This window comes from Lentzea alba (assembly GCF_047445655.1).
GTDB classification, from domain to species: Bacteria; Actinomycetota; Actinomycetes; order Mycobacteriales; family Pseudonocardiaceae; genus Lentzea; species Lentzea alba_A.
Genome location: NZ_JAJAEG010000004.1, coordinates 377551 through 399576, shown reverse-complemented (window position 1 = coordinate 399576; position 22026 = coordinate 377551). Strand labels below are relative to the sequence as shown.

25 protein-coding genes are annotated in these 22026 nt (G+C 68.6%); 14 read left to right on the top strand and 11 right to left on the bottom strand.

What is annotated here, in order from left to right; genetic code table 11:
• Positions 1–2 precede the first annotated feature (2 nt).
• A complete protein-coding gene (locus tag LFM09_RS09565) occupies positions 3–917 on the top strand; it encodes an LLM class flavin-dependent oxidoreductase (protein ID WP_414095964.1) in 915 nt (304 codons plus the stop codon).
• On the opposite strand, the gene LFM09_RS09560 is transcribed toward LFM09_RS09565, so the two are convergent.
• Positions 880–1788, bottom strand: a complete 909-nt coding sequence (locus LFM09_RS09560; RefSeq protein ID WP_414095963.1) for a trypsin-like serine peptidase — start codon at positions 1786–1788, stop codon at positions 880–882. The two genes, LFM09_RS09565 and LFM09_RS09560, sit on opposite strands and share 38 nt — an antisense overlap.
• A gap of 96 nt (positions 1789–1884) precedes the next feature.
• On the opposite strand from LFM09_RS09560, the gene LFM09_RS09555 reads away from it, so the two are divergent.
• The 10 genes from LFM09_RS09555 (at position 1885) to LFM09_RS09510 (ending at position 10604) form a co-directional block, all read left to right on the top strand.
• Positions 1885–2568: a response regulator transcription factor gene (locus LFM09_RS09555; protein ID WP_414095985.1), complete on the top strand. Its 684-nt coding sequence runs from the start codon at positions 1885–1887 to the stop codon at positions 2566–2568.
• On the top strand, positions 2561–4237 hold the full coding sequence (locus tag LFM09_RS09550; RefSeq protein ID WP_414095962.1) for a sensor histidine kinase: 1677 nt from the start codon (positions 2561–2563) through the stop codon (positions 4235–4237). The genes LFM09_RS09555 and LFM09_RS09550 overlap by 8 nt, the downstream gene beginning before the upstream one ends.
• Before the next feature lie 40 nt (positions 4238–4277).
• Positions 4278–4805 (top strand): hypothetical protein, encoded by a 528-nt coding sequence (locus LFM09_RS09545; protein WP_414095961.1) that lies wholly within the window; start codon positions 4278–4280, stop codon positions 4803–4805.
• Complete coding sequence (locus LFM09_RS09540) at positions 4802–5827, top strand: peptidoglycan-binding protein (RefSeq protein ID WP_414095960.1); 1026 nt, start codon at positions 4802–4804, stop codon at positions 5825–5827. The genes LFM09_RS09545 and LFM09_RS09540 overlap by 4 nt, the downstream gene beginning before the upstream one ends.
• The gene (locus LFM09_RS09535; protein WP_414095959.1) at positions 5824–6516 is read left to right on the top strand and encodes an ABC transporter ATP-binding protein; all 693 of its coding nucleotides are present in this window, start codon (positions 5824–5826) and stop codon (positions 6514–6516) included. The genes LFM09_RS09540 and LFM09_RS09535 overlap by 4 nt, the downstream gene beginning before the upstream one ends.
• A 59-nt stretch (positions 6517–6575) precedes the next feature.
• Positions 6576–7787 (top strand): ABC transporter permease, encoded by a 1212-nt coding sequence (locus LFM09_RS09530; protein WP_414095984.1) that lies wholly within the window; start codon positions 6576–6578, stop codon positions 7785–7787.
• A 72-nt stretch (positions 7788–7859) separates the two neighbouring features.
• On the top strand, positions 7860–8231 hold the full coding sequence (locus LFM09_RS09525; RefSeq protein WP_414095958.1) for a YciI family protein: 372 nt from the start codon (positions 7860–7862) through the stop codon (positions 8229–8231).
• The gene (locus tag LFM09_RS09520; RefSeq protein ID WP_414095957.1) at positions 8228–9421 is read left to right on the top strand and encodes an RNA polymerase sigma factor; all 1194 of its coding nucleotides are present in this window, start codon (positions 8228–8230) and stop codon (positions 9419–9421) included. Before LFM09_RS09525 ends, LFM09_RS09520 begins: the two co-directional genes overlap by 4 nt.
• Positions 9421–10203: a hypothetical protein gene (locus LFM09_RS09515; protein ID WP_414095956.1), complete on the top strand. Its 783-nt coding sequence runs from the start codon at positions 9421–9423 to the stop codon at positions 10201–10203. Before LFM09_RS09520 ends, LFM09_RS09515 begins: the two co-directional genes overlap by 1 nt.
• A gap of 65 nt (positions 10204–10268) precedes the next feature.
• Entirely contained in the window at positions 10269–10604 is a 336-nt protein-coding gene (locus tag LFM09_RS09510) for a VOC family protein (RefSeq protein WP_414095955.1), read from the top strand.
• A gap of 16 nt (positions 10605–10620) precedes the next feature.
• On the opposite strand, the gene LFM09_RS09505 is transcribed toward LFM09_RS09510, so the two are convergent.
• Positions 10621–11232: a class I SAM-dependent methyltransferase gene (locus LFM09_RS09505; protein ID WP_414095954.1), complete on the bottom strand. Its 612-nt coding sequence runs from the start codon at positions 11230–11232 to the stop codon at positions 10621–10623.
• A 42-nt stretch (positions 11233–11274) separates the two neighbouring features.
• Here LFM09_RS09505 and LFM09_RS09500 point away from each other — a divergent pair, with 42 nt between their 5' ends.
• Positions 11275–11694 carry a MarR family winged helix-turn-helix transcriptional regulator gene (locus tag LFM09_RS09500; protein WP_414095953.1) on the top strand — a complete coding sequence of 140 codons (420 nt, stop codon included), beginning with the start codon at positions 11275–11277 and terminating at the stop codon, positions 11692–11694.
• Here the strand turns inward: LFM09_RS09500 and LFM09_RS09495 are convergent.
• A complete protein-coding gene (locus LFM09_RS09495; protein WP_414095952.1) occupies positions 11691–12629 on the bottom strand; it encodes an NmrA/HSCARG family protein in 939 nt (312 codons plus the stop codon). The genes LFM09_RS09500 and LFM09_RS09495 overlap by 4 nt on opposite strands.
• A 32-nt stretch (positions 12630–12661) precedes the next feature.
• Entirely contained in the window at positions 12662–13030 is a 369-nt protein-coding gene (locus LFM09_RS09490; RefSeq protein WP_414095951.1) for a winged helix-turn-helix transcriptional regulator, read from the bottom strand.
• 93 nt (positions 13031–13123) lie between these two features.
• On the opposite strand from LFM09_RS09490, the gene LFM09_RS09485 reads away from it, so the two are divergent.
• Positions 13124–13513 carry a RidA family protein gene (locus LFM09_RS09485; protein ID WP_414095950.1) on the top strand — a complete coding sequence of 130 codons (390 nt, stop codon included), beginning with the start codon at positions 13124–13126 and terminating at the stop codon, positions 13511–13513.
• A 3-nt stretch (positions 13514–13516) separates the two neighbouring features.
• Here LFM09_RS09485 and LFM09_RS09480 read toward each other — a convergent pair whose 3' ends face one another.
• The 3 genes from LFM09_RS09480 to LFM09_RS09470 are packed head-to-tail and all read right to left on the bottom strand — an operon-like array spanning position 13517 to position 15142.
• On the bottom strand, positions 13517–13957 hold the full coding sequence (locus LFM09_RS09480; protein ID WP_414095949.1) for a hypothetical protein: 441 nt from the start codon (positions 13955–13957) through the stop codon (positions 13517–13519).
• Entirely contained in the window at positions 13954–14319 is a 366-nt protein-coding gene (locus LFM09_RS09475; protein ID WP_414095948.1) for a hypothetical protein, read from the bottom strand. The genes LFM09_RS09480 and LFM09_RS09475 overlap by 4 nt, the downstream gene beginning before the upstream one ends.
• A 40-nt stretch (positions 14320–14359) precedes the next feature.
• Complete coding sequence (locus LFM09_RS09470; RefSeq protein WP_414095947.1) at positions 14360–15142, bottom strand: Tat pathway signal sequence domain protein; 783 nt, start codon at positions 15140–15142, stop codon at positions 14360–14362.
• A gap of 170 nt (positions 15143–15312) precedes the next feature.
• On the opposite strand from LFM09_RS09470, the gene LFM09_RS09465 reads away from it, so the two are divergent.
• Complete coding sequence (locus LFM09_RS09465; protein WP_414095946.1) at positions 15313–16344, top strand: FAD-dependent oxidoreductase; 1032 nt, start codon at positions 15313–15315, stop codon at positions 16342–16344.
• On the opposite strand, the gene LFM09_RS09460 is transcribed toward LFM09_RS09465, so the two are convergent.
• From LFM09_RS09460 to LFM09_RS09445, 4 genes are all read right to left on the bottom strand, one after another.
• Positions 16341–16865 (bottom strand): SRPBCC domain-containing protein, encoded by a 525-nt coding sequence (locus LFM09_RS09460; protein WP_414095945.1) that lies wholly within the window; start codon positions 16863–16865, stop codon positions 16341–16343. The genes LFM09_RS09465 and LFM09_RS09460 overlap by 4 nt on opposite strands.
• A gap of 71 nt (positions 16866–16936) precedes the next feature.
• Complete coding sequence (locus LFM09_RS09455) at positions 16937–18010, bottom strand: S1 family peptidase (RefSeq protein WP_414095944.1); 1074 nt, start codon at positions 18008–18010, stop codon at positions 16937–16939.
• Between the two features lie 9 nt (positions 18011–18019).
• Positions 18020–20764, bottom strand: coding sequence for an AbfB domain-containing protein (locus LFM09_RS09450; protein ID WP_414095943.1), 2745 nt, complete (start codon positions 20762–20764; stop codon positions 18020–18022).
• A 4-nt stretch (positions 20765–20768) separates the two neighbouring features.
• The gene (locus LFM09_RS09445; protein WP_414095942.1) at positions 20769–21977 is read right to left on the bottom strand and encodes an RNA-guided endonuclease InsQ/TnpB family protein; all 1209 of its coding nucleotides are present in this window, start codon (positions 21975–21977) and stop codon (positions 20769–20771) included.
• Between the last annotated feature and the right edge of the window lie 49 nt (positions 21978–22026).

Here is a 22026-nt window from a genome sequence, read left to right as displayed (position 1 = left end):
GCATGGGGCTGCGCTTGTCGGTGCTCGACACTTCTCCGATCGTGCAGGGTTCGACGCCGCGGGAGGCGCTGCACAACACGGTTGATCTCGCGGAGCTGGCCGAAGAGCTGGGGTTTCACCGGTACTGGGTACCGGAGCACCACGGCATGCGCGGGGTGGCCAGCTCCGCGCCCGCCGTCCTGGTCGGGCACTTGGCAACGCTCACATCGCGGCTGCGCGTCGGCTCGGGCGGGGTGCTGCTGCCGAACCACCCACCGCTCGTGGTGGCAGAGCAGTTCGGCACGCTCGCGGCGCTGCATCCCGGCCGCATCGATCTCGGCATCGGCCGGGCGCCGGGCGGGGCGCCGCACGTGGTCGCGACGCTGCGCCGGACATCTGAGCCGTACCGCTCCCAGCTGGAGGAGCTGCAGGCGTTGCTCGACCCTTCCGGGACCGTCGCGGTGCCGGTGAAGGGCGGCAACGTGCCGGAGCTGTGGCTGCTCGGGTCGTCGCCGGGCACTGCCGAGCTCGCCGCCGAGCTGGGTGTGCCGTTCGCGTTAGCCCGGCATCTCAGCCCGGACCAGACCTGCAAGGCGGACCTGGTCAGCGTGTCGGTGATCGCGGCGGAGACCGACGAACGGGCCGAGTGGCTCGCCGGGCCGATCCGGACGAAGGTGCGCAGCCGCCGCGAGGGCAACCGGATCCTGTTGCCCAGCCCGCAGGACGCGGCCGCGCACCCCAACCCCGACGACGGCCGCGTGCTGGTGGGCGGTCCGGAGACGATCGCTCGCCGGTTGCAGGCGGTGCTCGACGAGACCGCCACCGAGGAGCTGATGATCACCTCGCCGATCTACCACCACGCGGATCGCCGCCGGAGCTACGAGCTGGTCGCCCAGATCGCTACCGCGTTGACGCCCGCAGGTACAGCGGCGCCGTGATCTTCCACGAGAACTGAGGCCCGCCGAGGTGCCGCACGCCTTCACCCGGCGAGGCCCACTGACCGTTCTCGTCCAGGTGGAAGCTCTGGGTGTTCACGCCCACAACGGCACCACCGCTGATCCGCGGACCACCACTGGAGCCGCCGCCCATGTCACACCGCACACCCCAGACGTTGTCCTCGGGGAACTCGGGGTGCCCGGGGTTGCGCGCCGGTGTTCCCCAGCACTGCGCGAGCCGCTGACCGGTGAACTCCGGCCGCCCCTGGTGACCGGGCTGACCGGCCGCCCGCGGATAGCCGTACTCGTACGCCGGCCGGTCCCCCGGCCGTCCGAACGCGATGTTCTCGCTGACAGAAGACGGCTTGTCCAGCACCAGGAACGCCTGGTCGTACTCGCCCTGCTGGTCGTCGGTGATCCAGGTGCCGCTCACCACCACCGACCGCACGACGAACTCGCCGAACGGCCGCGCACCGTCCCGGAAACCGGGCACGAACAGCAGTTTCATGTGCCAGCGCGGATCCTGGCCGATCAGGTTCGCCGTGTGGACGCAGTGCCCGCCGGTGACGGCCGTGCGCCTGTTAGCGCTCACCACGAGGGTGGCCGTGCAACTCGAGTCCTCGCCGTCGCGGTCGACGAAGAAGAGCCTGCCGATGGTTCGGCTGAGCGGGCCGGGCGCGCCGTCCGGGCCGTCGGCGGCAGGGGTTCCGGGCGGAGCGGCGGGCCCGGTCGGCATCGCCGCGATTCGTTCGGGTGTCCAGTAGGCCGCCACGCCGTTGGTGTCGACATCGTGCACCACCACGTCAGAGGAGGAGGCCGCTGCCACACCGGGAACGCCGAGGAGCAGCAACACAACCACGCTGAGTATTCGCATGCCGACACCGTGGCAGTGAGTTGTGAGGATCTTGTGCGGATGAAGTCCTCATACCGTGCGGCGGCGGCGCGAGTGACTATGTTGCGCAGCATGGGCATGTGCGTTCTGGTGGCCGAGGACAACGTGATGCAGGCCGACATGCTCGGGAGATACCTGCGCCAGGAGGGCTACCAGGTGCGGGTCGTGCACGACGGCGCGGCCGCGCTCGACGAGATCCGCCGCAACCCGCCCGACCTGCTCATCCTCGACGTGATGATGCCCAAAGTGGACGGCCTGGATGTCGTGCGGACGCTGCGCAACGAGTCCGGCGTCCCGGTGCTCATGCTCACCGCCAAGTCCACGGAGGACGATCTGCTGCACGGCCTCGATCTCGGTGCCGACGACTACGTCACCAAGCCGTACAGCCCGCGCGAGCTGATGGCCCGCGTGCGGACGTTGCTGCGGCGCGTGCAGCGGATCAGCGGCTCCCCCGACGTCACGCTCGGCGACCTGCGGATCGACCCCGAGCGGCACGAGGTGCACGTGCGGGGCGCGGCGGTCGACTGCACCGCCTCGGAGTTCCGGATCCTGCACACGATGGCCGCGAGCCCCGGCCGTGTGTTCAGCCGCGCGCAGCTGTTGAGCGCCGTGCACGGCCTGGACGGGTACATCACCGAACGCACGATCGACGCGCACGTGATGAACCTGCGCAAGAAGATCGAGGTCAGCTCCCGCAAACCCGCGTATCTGCTGACCGTGCACGGCGTCGGCTACAAGCTGGTGGACGGTTCCGGTGCATAGCGTCCTGGCGCGGCTGCTGGCCGCGTCGGTGCTCGTCGCGATCTGCTCGATCACCGCGACCGCGTGGCTGGCCGCGCAGAGCACGTCGACGTCGATCAAGCAGGAGCTGGGCGCCGCGCTGGCAGGCGATGCCGCCACCTACCGCTCGTTGATCACGTTCGCCGTCGAACACCGGTCCTGGGACGGCGTCACGCTGCCGCCCGGCAACCGCCGCCTGATCCTCACGACCGCGGACCGCAAGCTCATCGCGGACACCGGCACGAACCTCGACCCGAGCCAGCTGCCCGCGTCGCCGTCCGCCGTGATCAACCCGCTGGAGCTCGACCTCGCCCAGGCCCAGGACCCGCCGGCGGACCGGATCGACGCGCGCATCGCCGGACCGTTCCACCTGACCGACCAGGAGAAGGCGGGCCTGACGGCGGACTGGCAGCTCTACACGTTCCGGTGCGTCGGCCCCGGCCAGGCCGAGGTGATGCGCGCAACCCCTTGGGGCCGCCCGATTGTGAACGTGGACAGGACCCAGCCCGCACCCTCGACCCAGGGGTGCATCGACGCCGCGAACCGGTTGAGCACGCTCACACTGGGTGAGTCGGCGGCGTTCAACGACCTCAACGTGTCCGTGCAAGCCTGCCTGCGCCAACGCGGGCTGCCTGCCGAGCAGATCAAGATGAACGAGTCGTGGCAGCCCGTCGCGTCGAACGCCGAATGCCTGGCCAGCGCCCGCCGCACCCAACTTCAGCCCTACGTGGCGCCGCCGGCACTGCTGTTCGTCACGGACGCGGCGGGCAGGACCACGCAGGCGACCGTCGTGAAGTTCGACGTCGGCCGGATCGTGCTGGTCGCCACGATCGTGCTGATCCTGACCGTCGGCGTCAGCCTCGTCGTCGCGTTGCGCATGACCAGGCCGTTGCGCACGCTCACAGCCGCCGCCGAACGCATGCAACACGGCGCGGACGACGCCCAGGTCGACATCCGGTCGCGCAGCGAGATCGGGCAGCTCGCGCGGGCGTTCAACGACATGGCCGCGCACCGGGCCCGCACCGACGCCCAGCGCAAGGCCATGACCAGCGACATCTCCCACGAGCTGCGCAACCCGCTGGGCACGATCCGCAGCTGGCTGGAGGGCGCCCGCGACGGGGTGGTCGAGCTGGATCGCACCACGCTGACCGCCCTGCTCGACGAGGCACTGGTGTTGCAGCACCTCATCGACGACCTGCAGGACCTCGCGCTGGCCGACGCCGGTGAGCTGCGGCTGCACCCGTCGCCCGTCGACCTTCGCGAGGTGTTCGACCAGCTCGTCGCCGCGCACCCGACGGTGATCGCCGAGGGCGGCGGGGTCGTGCAGGCGGATCCCGTGCGGCTGCGGCAGATCCTCACCAACCTCGTCACGAACGCACTGCGCTACACGCCACCTGACGGCACAGTCAGGTTGTGGGCAGGCGATGGCCGGATCACGGTGAGCGACACCGGTTCCGGCATCTCGGCCGAGGACCTGCCGCACGTGTTCGACCGGTTCTGGCGCGCGGACCGCTCGCGCACCCGGGACACCGGCGGCAGCGGCCTGGGACTCGCGATCGTGCACGCCCTGGTGAGCGCTCACGGCGGCACGATCACCGTGGAGAGCTCCGCGCGCGGCACCACGTTCACGATCACGTTAGCGGCACGCTGAGCGCATATTTTCCTCACAACCGCCCGGCAGCATCGCCGCCATGAACCCCAAGCTGTTGATCGGCGCTGCCGTGCTGCTGCTCTCCGCGTGCAGCCAGGCAGCTCCCCCGGCCGCGAACGTCGCGTCCCTGCAGTCGTCCGGCGCTTCCGCACCCTCCTCTTCTGCTACTGCGCCAACGGACTCCGAACAGCCGCGGCTGCGCATGGACATGACTGAGGAGGAGAAGCAGCGGTACTACGACGCGCACACCGCCTGCCTGGCCGAGAAGGACCCGAACGCGACCGGCACCGGCCCGGGGCCTGCGGGCCGCCGCCAGTACAGCGACGAGGCGTGGAAGCTGTGCGCGAAGAAGTGGCCGCTGCCGCCGTGGGAGATGGACTCGAGCAACCCGACGTTCGCCGACAACTGGCACAAGAACGTCCAGTGCCTCAACAACCGCGGCGTGAAGGTCATCGAGACCGAGCCCGGCAGCTGGACCTACGACGGTGAGCAGACCCTGCCGCCGGACGAGCGCACGAAGATCGAGAAGGAGTGCGAGCAGGAAGTCTTCGGCGGGGGACGTAAGTGAAGCGGTGGATCATCGCCGGCGTGGTCGCTCTCGCGGTGACCGGTGGAGTGTTCGCGCTCACCTGGACCCGCAGCGCTCCCGCTCAGCCATCACAACCACCGGCACCGCAGACCGTTGCCGTGAAGAAGACCGACCTGACCGACGTGCGCGAGTTCAAGGCCACGCTGGGATTCGGTGCCGCGGTGCAGGTGACCGGACGACGGCCGGGCACGCTCACCTGGTTGCCGGAGCCCGGCACCGCGGTCGACCGCGGCCAGGCGCTGTACAAAGTGGACAATCGCGCTGTGTGGCTGTTCTTCGGCGACACGCCGTTGTGGCGCAAGCTCGACACGCCCGGCCTCAAGGGTCCGGACGTGAAGATCGTGAAGGACAACCTGGGCACCCTCGGCTACAAGCTGGGCGGCGCGCCCGACGAGCTCACCCCGGCCACGATCGACGCGGTCAAGCGCTGGCAGAAGGCCGAGAAGGTCGACCAGACCGGCGTGATCGAACCAGGCGACGTCGTCGTGCTGTCCGGAGAAGTGCGGGTCGAGTCGGTCACGGCCAAGCCCTCCGCACCCGGCGAGGGCCCGCTGATGACCGTGACCGCGACCGGTAAGGCTGTCGCCGCCTCGGTCGAGGCACGGCAGGCCGAAGTGTTCAAAAAGGACCTGAAGGTGACGGTAGTGCTGCCCAACGGCACCGAAACCGCAGGAACCGTGCGGTCGGTCAGCACCGAGGTCAAGTCCGAAAAGGACGGCAACGGCCAGGAAACCCCGGTGATCGCCGTCGACATCGCCCTGGACGCCGAGGTCGGCTCGTTCGACTCCGGCCCGGTCCGCGTCCGCCTCACCAGCACCGCGCGGCAGGGCGTGCTGGCCGTGCCGGTGACCGCGCTGCTGGCGTTGCGCGAGGGCGGCTACGCCGTGCAAACCGCTGCCGGGCAACTGGTTCCGGTCAAGACCGGCCTGTTCGCCGGCGGGCTCGTCGAGATCAGCGGCGGCGGTCTCAGCGAGGGCATGCAGGTGGTGACGACCTCGTGACACCGGTTCTGGAGGTCCATGACGCCGTCAAGGAGTACGCAGGCGGCGTGCGCGCACTGGACGGCGTCTCCCTGACGCTCCACGCGGGCGAGGCCGTCGCGATCGTCGGCCCGTCCGGCTCCGGCAAGTCGACGCTGCTCAACCTGCTCGGCACGCTGGACCGCCCCACCAGCGGCACCGTGACGTTGGACGGCCACGACATCGCCGGCCTGACCGACCGGCAGCTGTCCGCTCTGCGCGGGCGGCGGATCGGGTTCGTGTTCCAGCAGTTCCACCTGGCCGACGGCCTGACCGCACTCGACAACGTGGCGACGGGCCTGCTGTACGCAGGCACACCGCGCAAGTGGCGCGCCACGATGGCGGCAGAGGCGTTGGAACGCGTCGGTTTGACACATCGGCTGAAGCATCGGCCGCACGAGCTGTCCGGCGGTGAACGTCAGAGGGTCGCGATCGCACGCGCGGTGGTGAACCGGCCTGCGTTGGTGCTGGCCGACGAACCGACCGGCGCGCTGGACACGGCGACCGGGCGTGCGGTGCTGGATCTGTTGCTGGACCTGAACCGGGACGGGACAACGCTCGCCGTGATCACGCACGACCGGGAAGTGGCGGCCCGGCTGCCGCGCCAGGTGGAGATCAGGGACGGCCGCATCCAGGCGCAGGCGCCAGTGGCGGCAGAGGTGACCGCGTGAGCCCGAGTCGCCCGAACCCGACAACCCAGCCCACCCCGCCTCCCCAACCCACCCAACCCGTGCTCCGAAACCCCACACCCACCGGCCTCAAACTCAAACCCACCCGGCTGAGCCTCACCGACCTCCTTCTTCTAGGCCTGTCCCCCTTGCGCACGAGGCCCCTGCGAGCCGTCCTCTCCGCCCTGGGCATCTCCATCGGCATCGCGACCCTGGTGGTCGTCACCGGCATCCCGGCCTCCAGCCGAGCCGCCCTCATGGAGGAGTTCGCCGCCCTCGGCACCAACCTCCTCCGAGCAGAAGCAGCCCCAGGAGCCAACAACGAGGCCGCCTCCCTTCCCCCGGACTCGGTCGCGATGGTCGAACGCATCGACCCCACCGAGAAGGTCAGCGCCGTGGCCAACACCCACGCGGTGGTCCGCCGCTCCGACCGCATCCCGGACTCCGAGACCTCCGGCCTGACCGTCCTGGCCTCGAAGCTCAACCTCCTCGACACCCTCAACGGCCACGTCCACACCGGCACCTTCCTCAACGAGGCCACCGAGAAGTTCCCCACGGTCGTCCTGGGACACATCGCCGCGACAAGGCTCGGCATCACCGCACCGGACGCCCAGGTCCGCATCAACGACACCTGGTTCACCGTGATCGGCATCCTCGACCCCCTCCCACTGGCCCCGGAGATCGAGAGGTCCGCACTCGTCGGCTGGGACGCGGCCAAGCAGCTCGGCTTCGACCAACGCCCGACGGTGCTCTACCTCCGAGCGCAGGAAGCGGCGATCGACGACGTCCGCGCCGTGCTGCCGCCGACAGTCTACCCGCAGCAGCCGTCGCAGGTCCGGGTCAGCCGCCCCTCCGACGCCCTCACGGCCAAGCGCCTCACCGAGAACACCTTCTCCGCCCTGATGCTCGGCCTGGCCGGCGTGGCGCTGCTGGTCGGCGGCATCGGGGTCGCGAACACGATGGTGATCTCCGTGCTCGAGCGCAAGCGCGAGATCGGTCTCCGCAGAGCGTTGGGCGCCAACAGAGGCCAGGTCAGGACACAGTTCCTGACCGAGTCGGTCGTCCTGTGCCTGCTGGGCGGCGTGGCCGGCGTCCTGCTGGGCCTCATCGGCACCGCCGGGTACGCCGCCGTGCACGACTGGCCGGCGGTGATCCCGATCGAGATGGTCCTCGCAGGCCTGGCGGCGGCCGTCCTCACGGGCGTCGTCGCGGGTGTGTATCCCGCGGTCAGGGCGTCGCGGCTCACCCCGACGGAGGCGCTCGCCGCGCCGTGAGAAACACGTCGTGCTCGAATGTCGAGTTCCAGAGGGTTCGTTCGTCCTCGGAACGACGACTGGAGGACACGCATGCACTACATGTTCCTGATCTACAACTGCGAGGACCGCCCCAAGCCCGGTGATCCGCGGTTCGAGGAGATCCTCACGCGGGTCAACGCGTTCGCCGACGAGTGCCGGCAGCGGGGTGTGTTCGTGGCCGGCGACCCGCTCAAGCCGGTCAGCACCGCGACCACGGTCCGGGTCCAGCAAGGCAAGGCCGTGCTGACCGACGGGCCGTTCGCCGAGACGCACGAGCACCTCGGCGGGTACTACCTGCTGAACTGCCGTGACCTCGACGAGGCGCTGGAACTGGCCGAGATGGTGCCGCAGGCGCAGTTCGGGGCGACGATCGAGGTGCGCCCGGTCGACCACATCCCCGGCCTCAACCACGGGGTGGCATGAGCGACCTCGCGTCGGCCGCGGTCGAACGGGTGTACCGCGAGCACCGGTCCCGGATGCTCGCGGCACTCGTGCGGGCGCTCGGCGACTTCGAGCTGGCCGAGGACGCGCTGCAGGAGGCGTGCTCGCAGGCGTTGCGCAAATGGCCACGTTCACAGGTGCCCGACGACCCCTTCGCCTGGCTGCTCACCGTCGCCCGCAACCACGCGCTCGACCGGCTCCGGCACGCCCGGATGGCCCGCACCAAGCTCCCCGCGCCGCCCGAGCCCACGACGATGAGCGAGAAACAGCTCGTCGATCTGGGCGACGAACGGCTGAGCCTGATCTTCACCTGCTGTCACCCCGCGTTGAACGAGGAGGCGAGGTTAGCGCTAACGCTCCAAGCGGTGGCGGGGTTCACGGCCGCGCAGATCGCCCGGTCGTTCCTGGTCGCCGAGTCCGCACTGGCCCAGCGGCTGGTCCGGGCCAAGCGCAAGATCCGCGACGCCGGCATCACGTTCGAGGTGCCCGCCGACCACCTGCTGCCCGAACGCCTCAGCGGCGTGCTCGCGGTGCTCTACCTGATCTTCACCAGGGGCTACACGACGGCGGACGCCGAGCTGCGACTCGAAGCGATCAGGCTGAGCAAGCTCGTCGCGGCACTCATGCCCGACGAACCGGAGGCGCACGGCCTCACCGCGTTGCTGCTGCTGCACAACTCCCGCAGCGCCGCCCGCCAGACCGCCGACGGCGACCTCGTGCTGCTCGAAGACCAGGACCGCACGCTCTGGAACGTCGAGGAGATCTCCGAGGGCATGACGCTGCTCGACCGCGCGCTCAGGTTCGGCTCGCCGGGCCCGTACGTCCTGCACGCCACGATCGCCGCGCTGCACGTGCAGGACCCCGTCGACTGGTCCCGCACAGCCGCCCTCTACACCGAACTCCTCGCCACCGCACCGACTCCGGTCGTCCAGCTCAACCACGCCGTCGCCGTCGCGATGGCGGACGGACCGGAAGCCGGCCTCAAGCTGATCGACGGGATCGAGGGCATCGACGAGTACCACCTGCTGCACTCCGCCCGCGCCGACCTGTTGCGCCGCCTGGACCGGCGCGACGAGGCCGTTGCCGCGTACCGGCGTGCCCACGAGCTGGCGGTCAGTCCGGCCGACCGCCGTTTCCTCGCGGGCCGCCTGCGTTCCCTGGAGGATTCCTGATGCGACTCACCGTGCTCGACCGAGGCCACCGCCTGCCCGCGCGGATGTTCTTCGGCTTCACCGAGTTGGTGTCACGGGTGCCGATGTCCGACGTGCCGAAGACCCTGTTGTACCGCCCCGATTTCTTCGGCGCGGTGTTCCTCGACCTGAGCGCGAAGGCGATGCGCGGCCCGTCGTTCTGGACGGCGGGAGAACGCGAGTACATCGCCATGCGCACCGCGGAACGTCTCCAGTGCCCGTACTGCGCCGTCACGCACACCGAACTGGTCCAGCTCGCCGGCGATCCCACACCCCTGCGCCCCGAACTCACGGCCGCACTCGCGTTCCTCGAAGACCTCACCCCTCCCGCGATACCGCACGACGCCGCCGTCGACGCGTTGAACGTCAGCCTGATCTGGCAGGTGGTGAACCGGCTCGCGAACGCGTTCAAGTTCGAGCTGCGGCCCGGCCAGCTGGAGTCCGGCACGCGCTCGCTGCACCGCTTCGGCTACCGCTTCCCCGGCTTCCTCACCGGCAAAGGTGTTGGCACCCCGGAAGAACTCCGCAAAGCCGTCCTGGAAGCGCCCGCCCGCACCTCACCCGAGCTGCGCCAGGCCGCGGCCGCCGGTGACGCGTGGGGTTCCTATGCGGCGACGGTTCGCAACGCCTCGTACCGCATCACCGACGAGGACATCGCCCAGCTGGACCACACCGAGGACGAGATCTTCGAGGTCACCGTCGCCGCGGCCGTCGGTGCCGCGCTCGACCACTACGAATCCGGTCTCGAAGTTCTCGGCGGCTGATGTCGAGTTCGACCCCACTCGCTCGTCCTTCGCTCGAAGCAAGAACAACCGAAGGAGCGATCGAGATGTCCGGACAGGTCAACTGGTTCGAGCTGCCCGCCGAGGACACCGCGCGGGCACGGGCCTTCTACGCCGGCGTGTTCGGCTGGGAGACCAGCCTCATGGGCGAGGACTACCACGTCGTCACGAACGGCGCAGCAGGCGCGATCGCGGTCAGGGACGCCCAGCTCACCCAGCCGCGGATCTACTTCCACACCACGGACATCGACGCGTCCGTGCGCAAGATCGCCGAGCTGGGCGGCAAGAGCGACGACGTGCAGACCGTGCCGGACGTCGGCCGCATCGCGCACTGCCAGGACGACCAGGGCACGCCGTTCAGCCTCTACGAACCGCAGGGCTGACCGGAGTCGGAGCGGCTCACCGCTTGACGGCGGCGAGCCGCTCCACCGTGCCCAGCTTCAGCCTCTCCCTGCGAACGACGTCGAACCCGGCCTGCTCGACCAGTGGCAACGGCCGCCGCGTCTGGTAGTCACCGCACATCCGCACAGTCATCCGCTCCAACAGGGACTGTCCGAAGTGGATGAACCGGTGGTGACTGCCGACGTGGTCGAGCAACAGCAACAACCCGCCCGCCTTGAGCACCCGGTGCATCTCGCCGATCGCCCCGCGCTCGTCCGGCACCCCGCACAGCCCGAGCGTGCACACCACCGTGTCGAAACTGCTGTCCGCGAACGGCAACGCCTGCGCGTCCCCTTCGTGCAGCTCCACCACGACCTTCAGCTCGTCGGCCCGCCCACGTGCGACCTCCAGCATCGCCGGGCTGAGGTCGAGCCCGATGACCTTGGTGCCAGGCGGGTAGTGCGGGAGGTTGCGCCCGGTACCGATCGCGACCTCCAGCACCTCGCCTTTCGCCTGTCCGCACACCCATTCCCGGCCGCCGGCGAACTGGATCCGTTCGAACAGGCGGATGTCGCGGTCGTAGCGCGGCGCGTAGCTGTCCCAGGTCCGGCGAAGTCGTTCGGCGTCCATGTCCTGCGAAGGTACTCGCCCTGGGCGCGTTAACATCTGACCATGGCGGACATCGGCGTGCTTTCCGCGCACCTGCTCTCGGGCTTCCAGAAGGAGCTCTTCGCCCGCCTGGCCGAGGTGGGTCACGGCGAGCTCCGCCCCCGCCACGGCGCCGTCATGGCTTACATCAAGCCCGAAGGCACCCGCGCCAGCGAGCTCTCCGACCGCTCCGGCCAGCACAAGCAGGTGATCGGCACGCTGATCGACGAGCTGGAGCGCCTCGGCTACGTCACGCGCCAGCCCGACCCGGCCGACCGGCGCGCCAAACTGGTCGTGCCCACCGAGCTCGGGCGCGACCAGATGGTGCAGGCCGCGAAGATCATCGCCGAGATCGAGGACGGGTTCGCCCGCCGGATCGGTCCCGAGAAGTTCGCGGCCTTCAAAGAGGTGTTCGGCGAGATCGCCGGCCACTACCGCGGTTAGCCCACCACGATCTCCTCGCGGTGCGCGGCGAGGAACTCCTTGAGCGTCAACCAGGTCGGCACGATCGACCGGGTCTGCGCGGTCTCCCGCCGGCTCAGGATGTGCTGCGGGAACTCCGTGTAGTACTGGAACATGTTGCCCAGCTCGATCGCGGCCGGGAAGCCCAGGCCACGGAAACCGTTGTGCGACAACGGCTCGTACTTGACCGTCTCCCCCAGCACCGCGCTGAACGCTTCGGCGACCTGCTCGCCCGTCAGGTGCTCCGTGCCGAGCCCGATCGTCTGGCCGATCGTCTCGGACGGCCGCTTGAGCACGCTCACCACCGCCTTGCCGATGTCCTCGCCCGCGATGCCGGAGATCTTCGAATCTCCCATCGGCAGCGACAACGACAACGTGCCGTCCTCACCCCGCCGCGGCGCGAGGTCGCGCAGCATGTTGTTCCAGTAGAACGACATCCGCACGTACGTGGTCGGCAGGCCGGCCTTCTCGAAGAGCGCGTCCGCCTCGCCGCCCTTCACGTCGAAGTGCGGCACCTTGTACTTCTCGTCCAGCGTCGGCATGCGGTCGTCGTCGAGCGAGATCACTTCGCGGGTGTCCTCCAGCGTCGACCACACGACGTGCTGCAGCCCGGCCGCCGCGGTGACGAGGTTGCCGACCTCTTCCAGCTCCTTGGCCGCCGACAGGTGCGTGAAGAACGGCGTCACCAGGTACGCGCCATAGGCCCCGTCGAACGCCTTCCGCAGGCTGTCCACGTCGTACAGGTCCGCCGCCACGACCTCCGCACCGAGCGCGGCCAGCTCCTGCGCGCCGGCCGAATCGACGGAACGCGTCAAAGCACGCACCGCGAACTCCCCGTCGGCCAGCAACGCCCGCGACACCGCTCCGCCCTGCACGCCGGTCGCGCCCACCACAGCAATGATCTTCTGCTCGCTCATGTCTTCCACCATATAGTCACTAATCATGACTATCAAGTTGAGTGACCAAAGCGACTCCGGGCTGCCTCGATCTCGCTCAGGTACCGCGTCGTCCAGTCGCACATCGCGTCGACCGTCTTGCGCAACGCCCGCCCCGGCTCGGTGAGCGTGTAGTCGACGCGCGGCGGCACCGTGGGATGTACGACGCGCGACACCAGGCCGTTGCGTTCGAGCAGCCGCAGGTTCTGCGTCAGCATCTTGTGGCTGATGCCGTCGACCCCGGTCTTCAGCTCGGTGAACCGACGCGTCTCGTCGCCGATCGTCTCGATGATCAGCAGTGCCCACTTGTTGGCGATGTCGGAGAAGATCTCGCGCGCCAACGAGTCCGCCCTCGCGATGTCCCCGCTGAGCTGCTTGCTCACCTTTTGGTTCCCCACTCACGAAAAAGTGCGTTCTTCCAGGTCAGCGCACACTCTCCTACAGTTCCTCAGTAACCACAAGAGAGGAAGCAACCCATGGCCGTCACCCTCATCAACCCCGAGGGCCTGCCCGCGATCGACGTCTACCACCAGGTCGCCGTCGCCACCGGCAGCAGAACGATCTACGTGGCCGGCCAGGTCGCCTGGGACGCCGAGCCGGACCTCGCGACGCAGACGGAGCAGGCCTATGTGAACGTGCACACCGCGCTCAAGGGCGCCGGGGCCACGTTCGCGGATCTGGTGAAGGTCACCGTGTACGTCGTGGACTGGACACCGGACAAGATGCCGCAACTGCTCGACGGCATCGCGAAAGCCGCCGCACGAACGGGCGAGACGCCGGCGCCACCCGCCACGTTGATCGGCGTGGCCACACTGGACGTCCCAGAGCACCTGGTCGAGATCGAGGCGATCGCCGTGATCGACTGAACGTCAGGCAGGCACGAACTCGGCCAGGCCGTCCACCGTCCTCACCGTCACGGTGGTGCGGCCGACCGGGCTGTGCCGGTGCGATCCGTACTCCGGCAGCCTCGTCTTGTTCGCCTTCACACTCGTGTCATAGGCCCGAACGTGCTGCGCGCACTCACAGGTGTGATCCAGCGGAGACGAACAGGCGAAGATCGACCGCAGCTGGTCGACGTCCGCGGTCACCATGACCGACGACCAGACCATCACGTCGTCTTCTTCTTCGAACACCACGAAGTCGTCGTAGTCGAACGCCCGAAGCTCGCCGACGTCGCAGGCCGAGCAGAACAGCACCCGCGTGTAGCTGTGTTGGCGTTCCCACGGCCCGCGCTCGCGCACGCCGATCACGACCTCCTGCGGACCCTTGCAGATCAGGCAGTTGTCCGACGGCACGTGCCACTTGTTCACCGGCGCATCGTAATCAGCAACGCCAGCCCCGCAGACAACGCGATCACCGCCGAAACAACCAGCTGGTTGAGCCAAACGGTCCAAATCCCACCGCCTCCGGCACGCAGCGACACGATGATCAGCCACCCCGCCAACGCGATGGTGATCGGCCGCACCAGCGGCACGTCCAAAGGCGCCATCGCGCGCACCATCCCGAGCAGCATGATCACGACCGCCAGCCCCATGGACAGCCAGTAGGGCCGGAAAGCGTGCAGCGACGCGCTGAAGTGCAGGACCGGCGGTGCCGCGATCAGCCACACACCGGCCAGAAACGCGGCGACACCGGCCCTGCTCTCGGCAGTCCGTCCGTGCAGATCCCCCACGCGAGTAATTCTCACCTCCGACCGGCCGCCTGGGAACACCTCATTCGTCTCGGTATGCCTTCATGTTGCGCAGCAACAGGTAGGTGTCCTGCAGTTGCCCGGAGTCGCCGAGGGACCGGTAGATCCCCCACTTCGGATGCGCCTGGTCACCACCCAGCCACGTGTCGATACCGGATCGCGACGCGTTGACCACCGTCGTCGCGCCGTCCTTCAACGCGAACCGCGCCCGGCCGGAGTCCGCGACCTTGAGCTCGATCTCGACGTCGATCCACTTGTTGCGCAGCGGCGCGAGCGGCGTGCTGCCGAGTTTCGCCTGTCCCGCACCGAAGAGCCGCAGCTCGATGGACTCGGTGGAGCCGGAGCGGAACAGCGAGACCGTGACCACGGGTGAGGCGACCGCGGTGTGCTTGACCTGGAAGATGTGCGTGAAGCTGCTGGTGCCCTTCAACGAGCTGGGGATGTACATCTGGTAGTTGAAGCGCCAGGTCTCGTTCTTCTTCATGTCCTGCCGGGCGCCGTTCTTCTGGATCGCCCGCACCTCGTTGCGCTGCCGGTCGGAACCGTCCCGATCGGACTTGTGCATCACGAACCGGTACTGCTCCGACTCGGCGAAGATGTGCGTGGCGGACGGGTGCGAGTTCGCGCGGTCGTCCTCGATGCCCACGAACGCCTTCAGCCCGTCCACCCCGGGGTTCGGGGCCCACTTCTCCTTGAACGCGGTAGCTCCGACGTCTGCCAGGGCAGGCGAGATGCCGGCGACCAACGGCGTCGCCGCGATCACGAGGCCTGCTCGCATCGCCGTGCGGCGGTTGAACGGATCCATCAGGGTTCCTCCTCGAACCAAGGCGGCGGTTCGAGGCGGCGGTACCCACCACGATCTGCGACAAAGCTCCGATGTGTCAAGAGCTCACGTTCGTGGAGAAGTCGTGCAGATCCGGTGAAGGTGTTGCGCGGAAACGACAATCGCGGTGCTCACCGAACTTACCGTCGGGCATGGACACCGTGGACGTGCTCGTCGTCGGCGCCGGGCTGGCCGGGCTCAACACCGCCCGCCTGCTCGCCGAATCAGGCCTCGACGTGGCGGTTTGTGAACGTCGGACAAGCCTGGAGACCGGCATCCGGACCACCGGGATCTTCGTCCGGCGCACGCTCGACGACTACGAGCTGCCCCACCTGGGACCGGCGGTGCGGCGCGTCCTGCTCTACCCGCCGTCCCTGAACCGGCCGGTCGAGCTGGTCAGCGACCGCGACGAGTTCCGGGTCGGCGACATGGCGGGCATCTACGCCCAGGCCGTCAAGGACGCCGAACGCGCCGGCGCGCAGGTCAACCTCAACGCCGGCTATCCCGCGAAAGCGACGAAGGCTCGCTTCACGATCGGCGCGGACGGCGCCCGCTCGACCGTCGCGAAGCAGCTCGGCCTCGACGTCAACCGGCAGCTGATCACCGGCATCGAGGAGGTCTACCCGATCAGGACCGGGTCGACGCCGACGTTCCACTGCGTCGTCGACCCGCGGCTCGCCCCCGGCTACATCGCCTGGGTCATCGACGACGGCGAGCACGCTCACATCGGCCTGGCCGGCCGCGCCGACCGGTTCACCGCGCCGCTCCCCCAGCTGCTCCAGCGGTTCCGCGACTCGTTCCCCACCCCGGAACCCGCCGGGCCGGTCCAGCGGCGCGGCGGACCGATCCCGGTCGGCGGGCTGCTGCGCCGGATCGTGTCACCGCAGGGGTTGCTGGTCGGTGACGCGGCGGGAGCGGTCTCGCCGCTCACGGCCGGCGGGCTCGACCCGTGCATGCGGATGTCCGAGCTGGCCGCGTCGGTCACCTTCGACTACCTGCGCAGTGGCAACAAGTACGTGCTGGAGCACTACGACGGCGCGGCGATGCGCCGCCGCTACCGCATTCGGTCAGCGATGCGGCGCGGGCTCTCGATGGTTCGCGAGCCCAGCCTGGCCGAGCTGGCGTTCGCCGGGCTGCGCACGCCGCTCGGAAGGGCCGTGGCCAAGCGGATTCTGTTCAACTAGGACTCCGCCACCTGCTTCAACGCTGCGTTCTCGGCCTGCATGCCGTCCCGCATCGCCTTGCCCATCATGAAGTCCGCCCCACCGGAGAACACTCCGTCGATCAGCAGCTCGTTGGAGACGAGCACAGTGCCATCGGGCTGCGATGTGAGCGTTCGGCAACGCTGCCCGTAGACGAACCAGGCGTTCCAGCCCGCGTCCTTCCAGCAGAACCGCTGCCCCGGCACGCCGTTGAGCACGGTGTGCTTCGCGGCCATGGTGTGCGAGCCCAGGATCACGTCCACCTTCACCTCGTCGCCCGGCGAGGTGCCGCCCGCGGCCTTGGTGACCCACGGGTTCCAGCGCGCGTAGCCGGGGAAGTCGGTGATCAGCGCGTAGATCCGCTCCTGTGGCGCCGAGATCACCGTGTCGACGCGGTAGACCACCGAGTGCTCGCCGGGTTCTCGCGGGTCCAACCCGGGGTTCGACCCAGCACCGCTCGCCAGCACCGCGAGCACCAGACCGGCTGCCAACAACGTGATCACCTCGTAGCAAGATCCACCGGGACGCAGACATGAAGAAAGTACGCGTTTGCGTCCCGGTGGACATCGGCCGATCAGGCGGTCAGCAGCCGCAGCCCGTAAACACGCAGAATCTCGTTAACGGGCTGGAACCACGTGCGGCCGCCGCTGGAGCAGTTGCCGTACCCGCCGGAGGTCACGCCCTGCGCCTGGTCTCCGGTGATGAACGAACCGCCCGAGTCACCGCCCTCGGCACAGACCGAGGTCCCGACCATCTCGTAGACCGGGCCCTGCTGGTAGTTGACTGTCTCGTTGCGGCCCTGGATCACGCCGCAGTGCCAGTGCGTGGTCGAGCCCGAGCGGCACACCGAGGTGCCGGGCGGGGCCTCCCACGAGCCGCGCACCAGGGCGTCGCTCACCTGGCCCCAGCCGAGCACGACCGGCACGTTCCACCAGCCGCCGCCGGTGCGGACCCAGCCGTAGTCGTTGGTGGGGAACGAAGAGCCGACGAACTCACCCTGCCACGAACGGTCCCAGCCGTAGACGTGCCAGGCGCCGACGTTGCAGTGCCCGGCGGTGACGTAGCCGCCGTGCACGGAGAACCCGATCGAACAGCGGACGTTGCCGGTGTAGAACGGGTCGCCGCCCACCGTGCCGGCCGCGAAGGTCTGCGGCTTCTGCACCCCGTCGGTGTTAACGACAACATCCTTGGGCAGCAACGAGAGGTCGGCACCCGGCAGCGCGTCGACCACCACGGCACCGCGCTGGACGTCGACCCGCCACCCGGCGACGTCCTTCGACACCGAGCCGGCCTTCGACAATCTGTCGATGCCCTCCTTCACGGCGGTCAGCGACGCGAAGGTCTTCGTCCGCAGCACGGGCTCAGCACCCTTGGCGCGCACGACGTCGATCTTCGCCGGGTCGGTCACCCCGACGACCAGCTTCCCGCCGTCGAACCAGCTACCGGCGTAGGACTCCCCCGCGGCCGCCTGGGCGTCCGGGGCGATCTTCAACGCAACCTTCTCCTGACGGATCCTGGTCAGCGCCTGCGCGGGGCTGATCCCGAAGTCGCGGCTCATGGCGTCGACGACCTCAGGGGAGGCCGCCGCGGCAGGAATTGTGATCGTGCTCAACACGATCGCGGAAACGGAAACTATGCGTAGCAGCATGTTTTTCTCCTACGGTGCCCAGGGTGAGCTCACGGCCCAGCTCACGTCCTGGATGTACGAGGCAGGGTTGTCGTACATGTGCGCGCCGCCGTTCGAGGCGACCCAGACCTCCTCCTGGTAGTGCCGGATGTTGGTGCCGAGCTCGTTGACCGACTCCAGCCGCACGCCACCTGAACCCGGCTGGGCGCAGAAGGTGGCGTCGCGGCGGAACAGGTCGGTGTTGTCGTTCACGCTCAACCGCACGCGGAAGTCCGCGTGCCGCAGGTACTGACCGGGGAAGTTGCGGGACTCCAGCGAGTAACAGGTCGGGTCGGCTAGCCCGCGCCTGATCACGAACGTCGCGTCCGCCTTCAGCAGGGCGTCGCTCGCGCTGGTCACGACGTCCGTGCGCGCCAACGAATCACGGTGCCGCAGGTAGCGATCCGTGAAGCCGGGCGTGGTCACCTGGAACGAGCGGGCCTGGTCCAGCGGCAGATCAGCGCCGCTGCGCCACAACGCCTGGCCAATCGCCCACGTCGTGTCCGCGGCGAAGGAAGTCGCTGTGTCCCAAGGGTTCGGGCCACCGCTGCGCGCCAGGTGCACGTTCTCGTTGAAGTGCCGCACGAACGAGCCGCGCACGTTGTACGACTCCAGAGCGGTGCCACCCACACCTTCCCGCGCGCAGAACGTCGCGTCGCCGGCGTTCGGATTCGACGCGATGCCGACCCGGCCGTTGGCATGGCGCAGGAACTGGCCTGGGAAGTTGCGCGACTCGAACGACAGGCAGGCCGCGTCGACGAGTCCGGGCCGGACGTGGAACGTGGCGTCCAGCCTGCCCAGGTCCGTGCCGATCACGTCGGTGCGAGCGAGCCCGTTCTGGTGGCGCAGGTACCGGTCGGTGTAGCCGGCCGTGGTGACGCGCAACGACACCACGTCGTCCGGGCCGACCGCGGTGCCGCGTGCGATCGCGAGTACCTTCTGGTTGATCTCCCGCACCCGTGCCTCGGTCATCTTCAGCACGCGGCGGTCGTAGGTGTAGAAGCCGTTGACCTCGTTCTCCACGTCGTACGGCTCGGTGTAGACCGACGCGGACAGCCCGCGCGTGTGCACCATCCGCGCGACCTGCTTGGTGATCTCCACGTACCGGTTCGTCAGCGACAGCTCGTCCGGATGCAGGGCGCCGTAAGCGAATCCCTTGCCCGGCTCGTACTCGTGGCCGACGACCCTCCTGCCGAGGCCACCGAACTCGCCCAGCATCGCGACCCGGCCGGCGTCGGGCTGCCGGGTGGCGGTCGTGATCTGGTAGGCGTGATCGTCGATCACGTCGCCGTTGCCCGGATCGGGATCCGACACGCAGCAGTTGGAGCCCGAGTTGTGGTTGACCAGCCTGGTGTTGTCGATCGAGCGGACCAGGTTCACGATCCGGCCGGCGTCGTACTCGCCCCAGCCCTCGTTGAACGGCACCCACTGCACGATCGACGTGATGCCCTTGAGCTGGTCGATCATCCTCCGCAGTTCGGACTCGAAGTTGGCGTGCCCGTTGGGGACTTCGTCGACCGCGTCGAGCGAGGGCATGTCCTGCCACACCATCAGACCGAGCCGGTCTGCGTGGTAGAACCAGCGCGCCGGTTCGACCTTGATGTGCTTGCGGACCATGTTGAACCCCAGGGCTTTCTGGCGTTCGAGGTCCCAGCGCAGCGCCTCGTCGGTCGGCGCGGTGTAGATGCCGTCCGGCCAGTAGCCCTGGTCGAGCGTGCCGATCTGGAAGACGAACTTCCCGTTCAACAACGGCCGCATCGCACCGCCGACCATCGCCTTGCCCAACGACCGCATGCCGAAGTAGCCGGTCACGACGTCGCCGCCGCCCATCGTCACGCGCAGGTCGTAGAGGAACGGGTCGTCCGGCGACCACAGCCTGGCGTTCGGGATCGGGATCCTGATGTGGGTGCCGGTCAGCCCGGCCCGTGCGCTGATCACCTGGCCGCCGCTGCGCACCTCGGCGTTGACCATCGACCCCGCAGTGCCCTGCACGACCAGGTCGAGCACTCCGCCCGGCACGTCCGGGGTGGTGTCCAGGCGCGTGATGTGAGCGTTCTGCACCGGTTCCAGCCACACCGTCTGCCAGATACCGGACGCGGCGGTGTAGAAGATGCCGCTGGGATCGCGCCGCTGTTTTCCGATCGGATAGCGGCTGCCGTCGATCGGGCTGTGAACGCCGACAATGATCTCGTTGGCGCCGGTCTGAAGTGCGGGCGTGATGTCGAACGAGAACGCGTCGAACCCGCCGGTGTGGGTGCCGACCTGCTGGCCGTTGACCCAGACCCTGGTCTCCCACGTCACGGCACCGAAGTTGAGCTTGACCCTGCGGCCGTTCCAAGTGGACGGAACGGTGAACGTGCGGCGGTAGAACATGTTGTCTTCGTGCCGTTTGATGCCCGACAGCGCGGACTCGATCGGGTACGGCACCAGCACGCCTTCGGCCAGCGGCCTGCCGAAGGGCGGGTTGTTCAGGTTCGGGGCGCCGGCGAACTCCCAGACGCCGTTGAGGTTCTGCCACTCGGTGCGGACGAGCTGCGGCCGCGGGTACTCGGGCAGGGCGTTGGTCGGCGACACCTGGCTGGTCCAGGGTGTCGACAGCGGCGGAGTCTTCGGTACCCACTCGGCCGCGTGCGCCGGCACTGTCGGACTGATCGTCGCCGCTGTGAGCAGTCCGACCAAGACGCCCAGGACGCGTCTGTTGACGTGCTCCCCAACACGGCGGCCGAGGATTCTCACGCGGTCATGCCACGCCTGAGGTGCTTCCTGCTTCCTCACCGACTGCCTCCCCGAAGGAAGGACTGACACCGGCTCCACAGGCGTTTAGCCTCTCCGCCCGCCCGGCGGCGAGAATGTTCTGAGCAGCGTTGTAGTCGCGATCGTGCGTTGTGCGGCAGTCCGGACACACCCAATCGCGAATCCGCAGAGGCATCGCGTCCACGACATGTCCACAGGCCGAGCAGGTCTTGGAGCTCGGCAGCCAGCGCGAAACCCTCTTCACAACGCGGCCGTGGTTCACGGCCTTCTGGTCCAGCAATCGAACGAACTGGACCCACGCGGCGTCCACGATGACGCGCGCCAACCTGCGGTTGGCCACCATCCCCACGACGTAGAGGTCCTCGATGTAGATCGCTTGGTTCTCGCTGATCAACCTGAGGGCCTGCTTGTGGTGATGATCCCGCCGAGTGCGAGCCACTTTGCCGTGCTGCGTGGCGACCTTGCGCCGCGACTTCTCCCTGTTGCTGCTGCCTTTCACCCGACGGGATTGTTCTCGGCTCAGACGCGCCAGTTTGCGCAGCTTTCCGGCGAGGTGGCGTGGGTTGGCCACGTCCTGGCGCGAGCCGTCGGACACCGCGATCGTCGCCAACCTGGCGATCCCCAGATCGACACCCGCCTCCCGCCCCGTCGGGGGCAGCGGTGCCGGTGCGACCTCGACGACGAAGCTCACGTAGTAGTGCCCGTCCGGCTCGCGGATGACAGTGACCGACGACGGCTCGGACGGCAGGCTCCGTGACCAGCGCACCCGAACCTCGCCGATCTTCGCGAGTGCGAGGCGACCACTCGCCCTCAAGGCGAACCCGTTGCGGGTCAACCGGAACGACTGTCGGGTGTCCTTGCGGGACTTGAATCTCGGCTTGCCAAGCCGAGCACCCTTCCGCTTGCCCCGCAGTGAATCGACATGGTTCGAGAATGCCCGGTGGGCATCCCGCACCGACTGCACGAGTGCGACTGAAGCGACCTCGCACAGCCATGCCCGAGATTCGGTCGTCTTCGCTGCCGTGATGACCCGACGCTGCACCTCGGTGGGCGACAACCTCTCCCCAGTCCGGAAGGCCTCCATCCGGCATCGCACGGCGTCGTTGTAGACGACGCGGGTGCAACCGAACGTGCGCGCCAACATCGCGCGCTGAACCTCCGTGGGTTCGATCCGGTAGCGGTATCGGGCCAACACGACCACAAGGATATCGAACACACGTTCGGGTGACGTCGTTCGGGTCTGG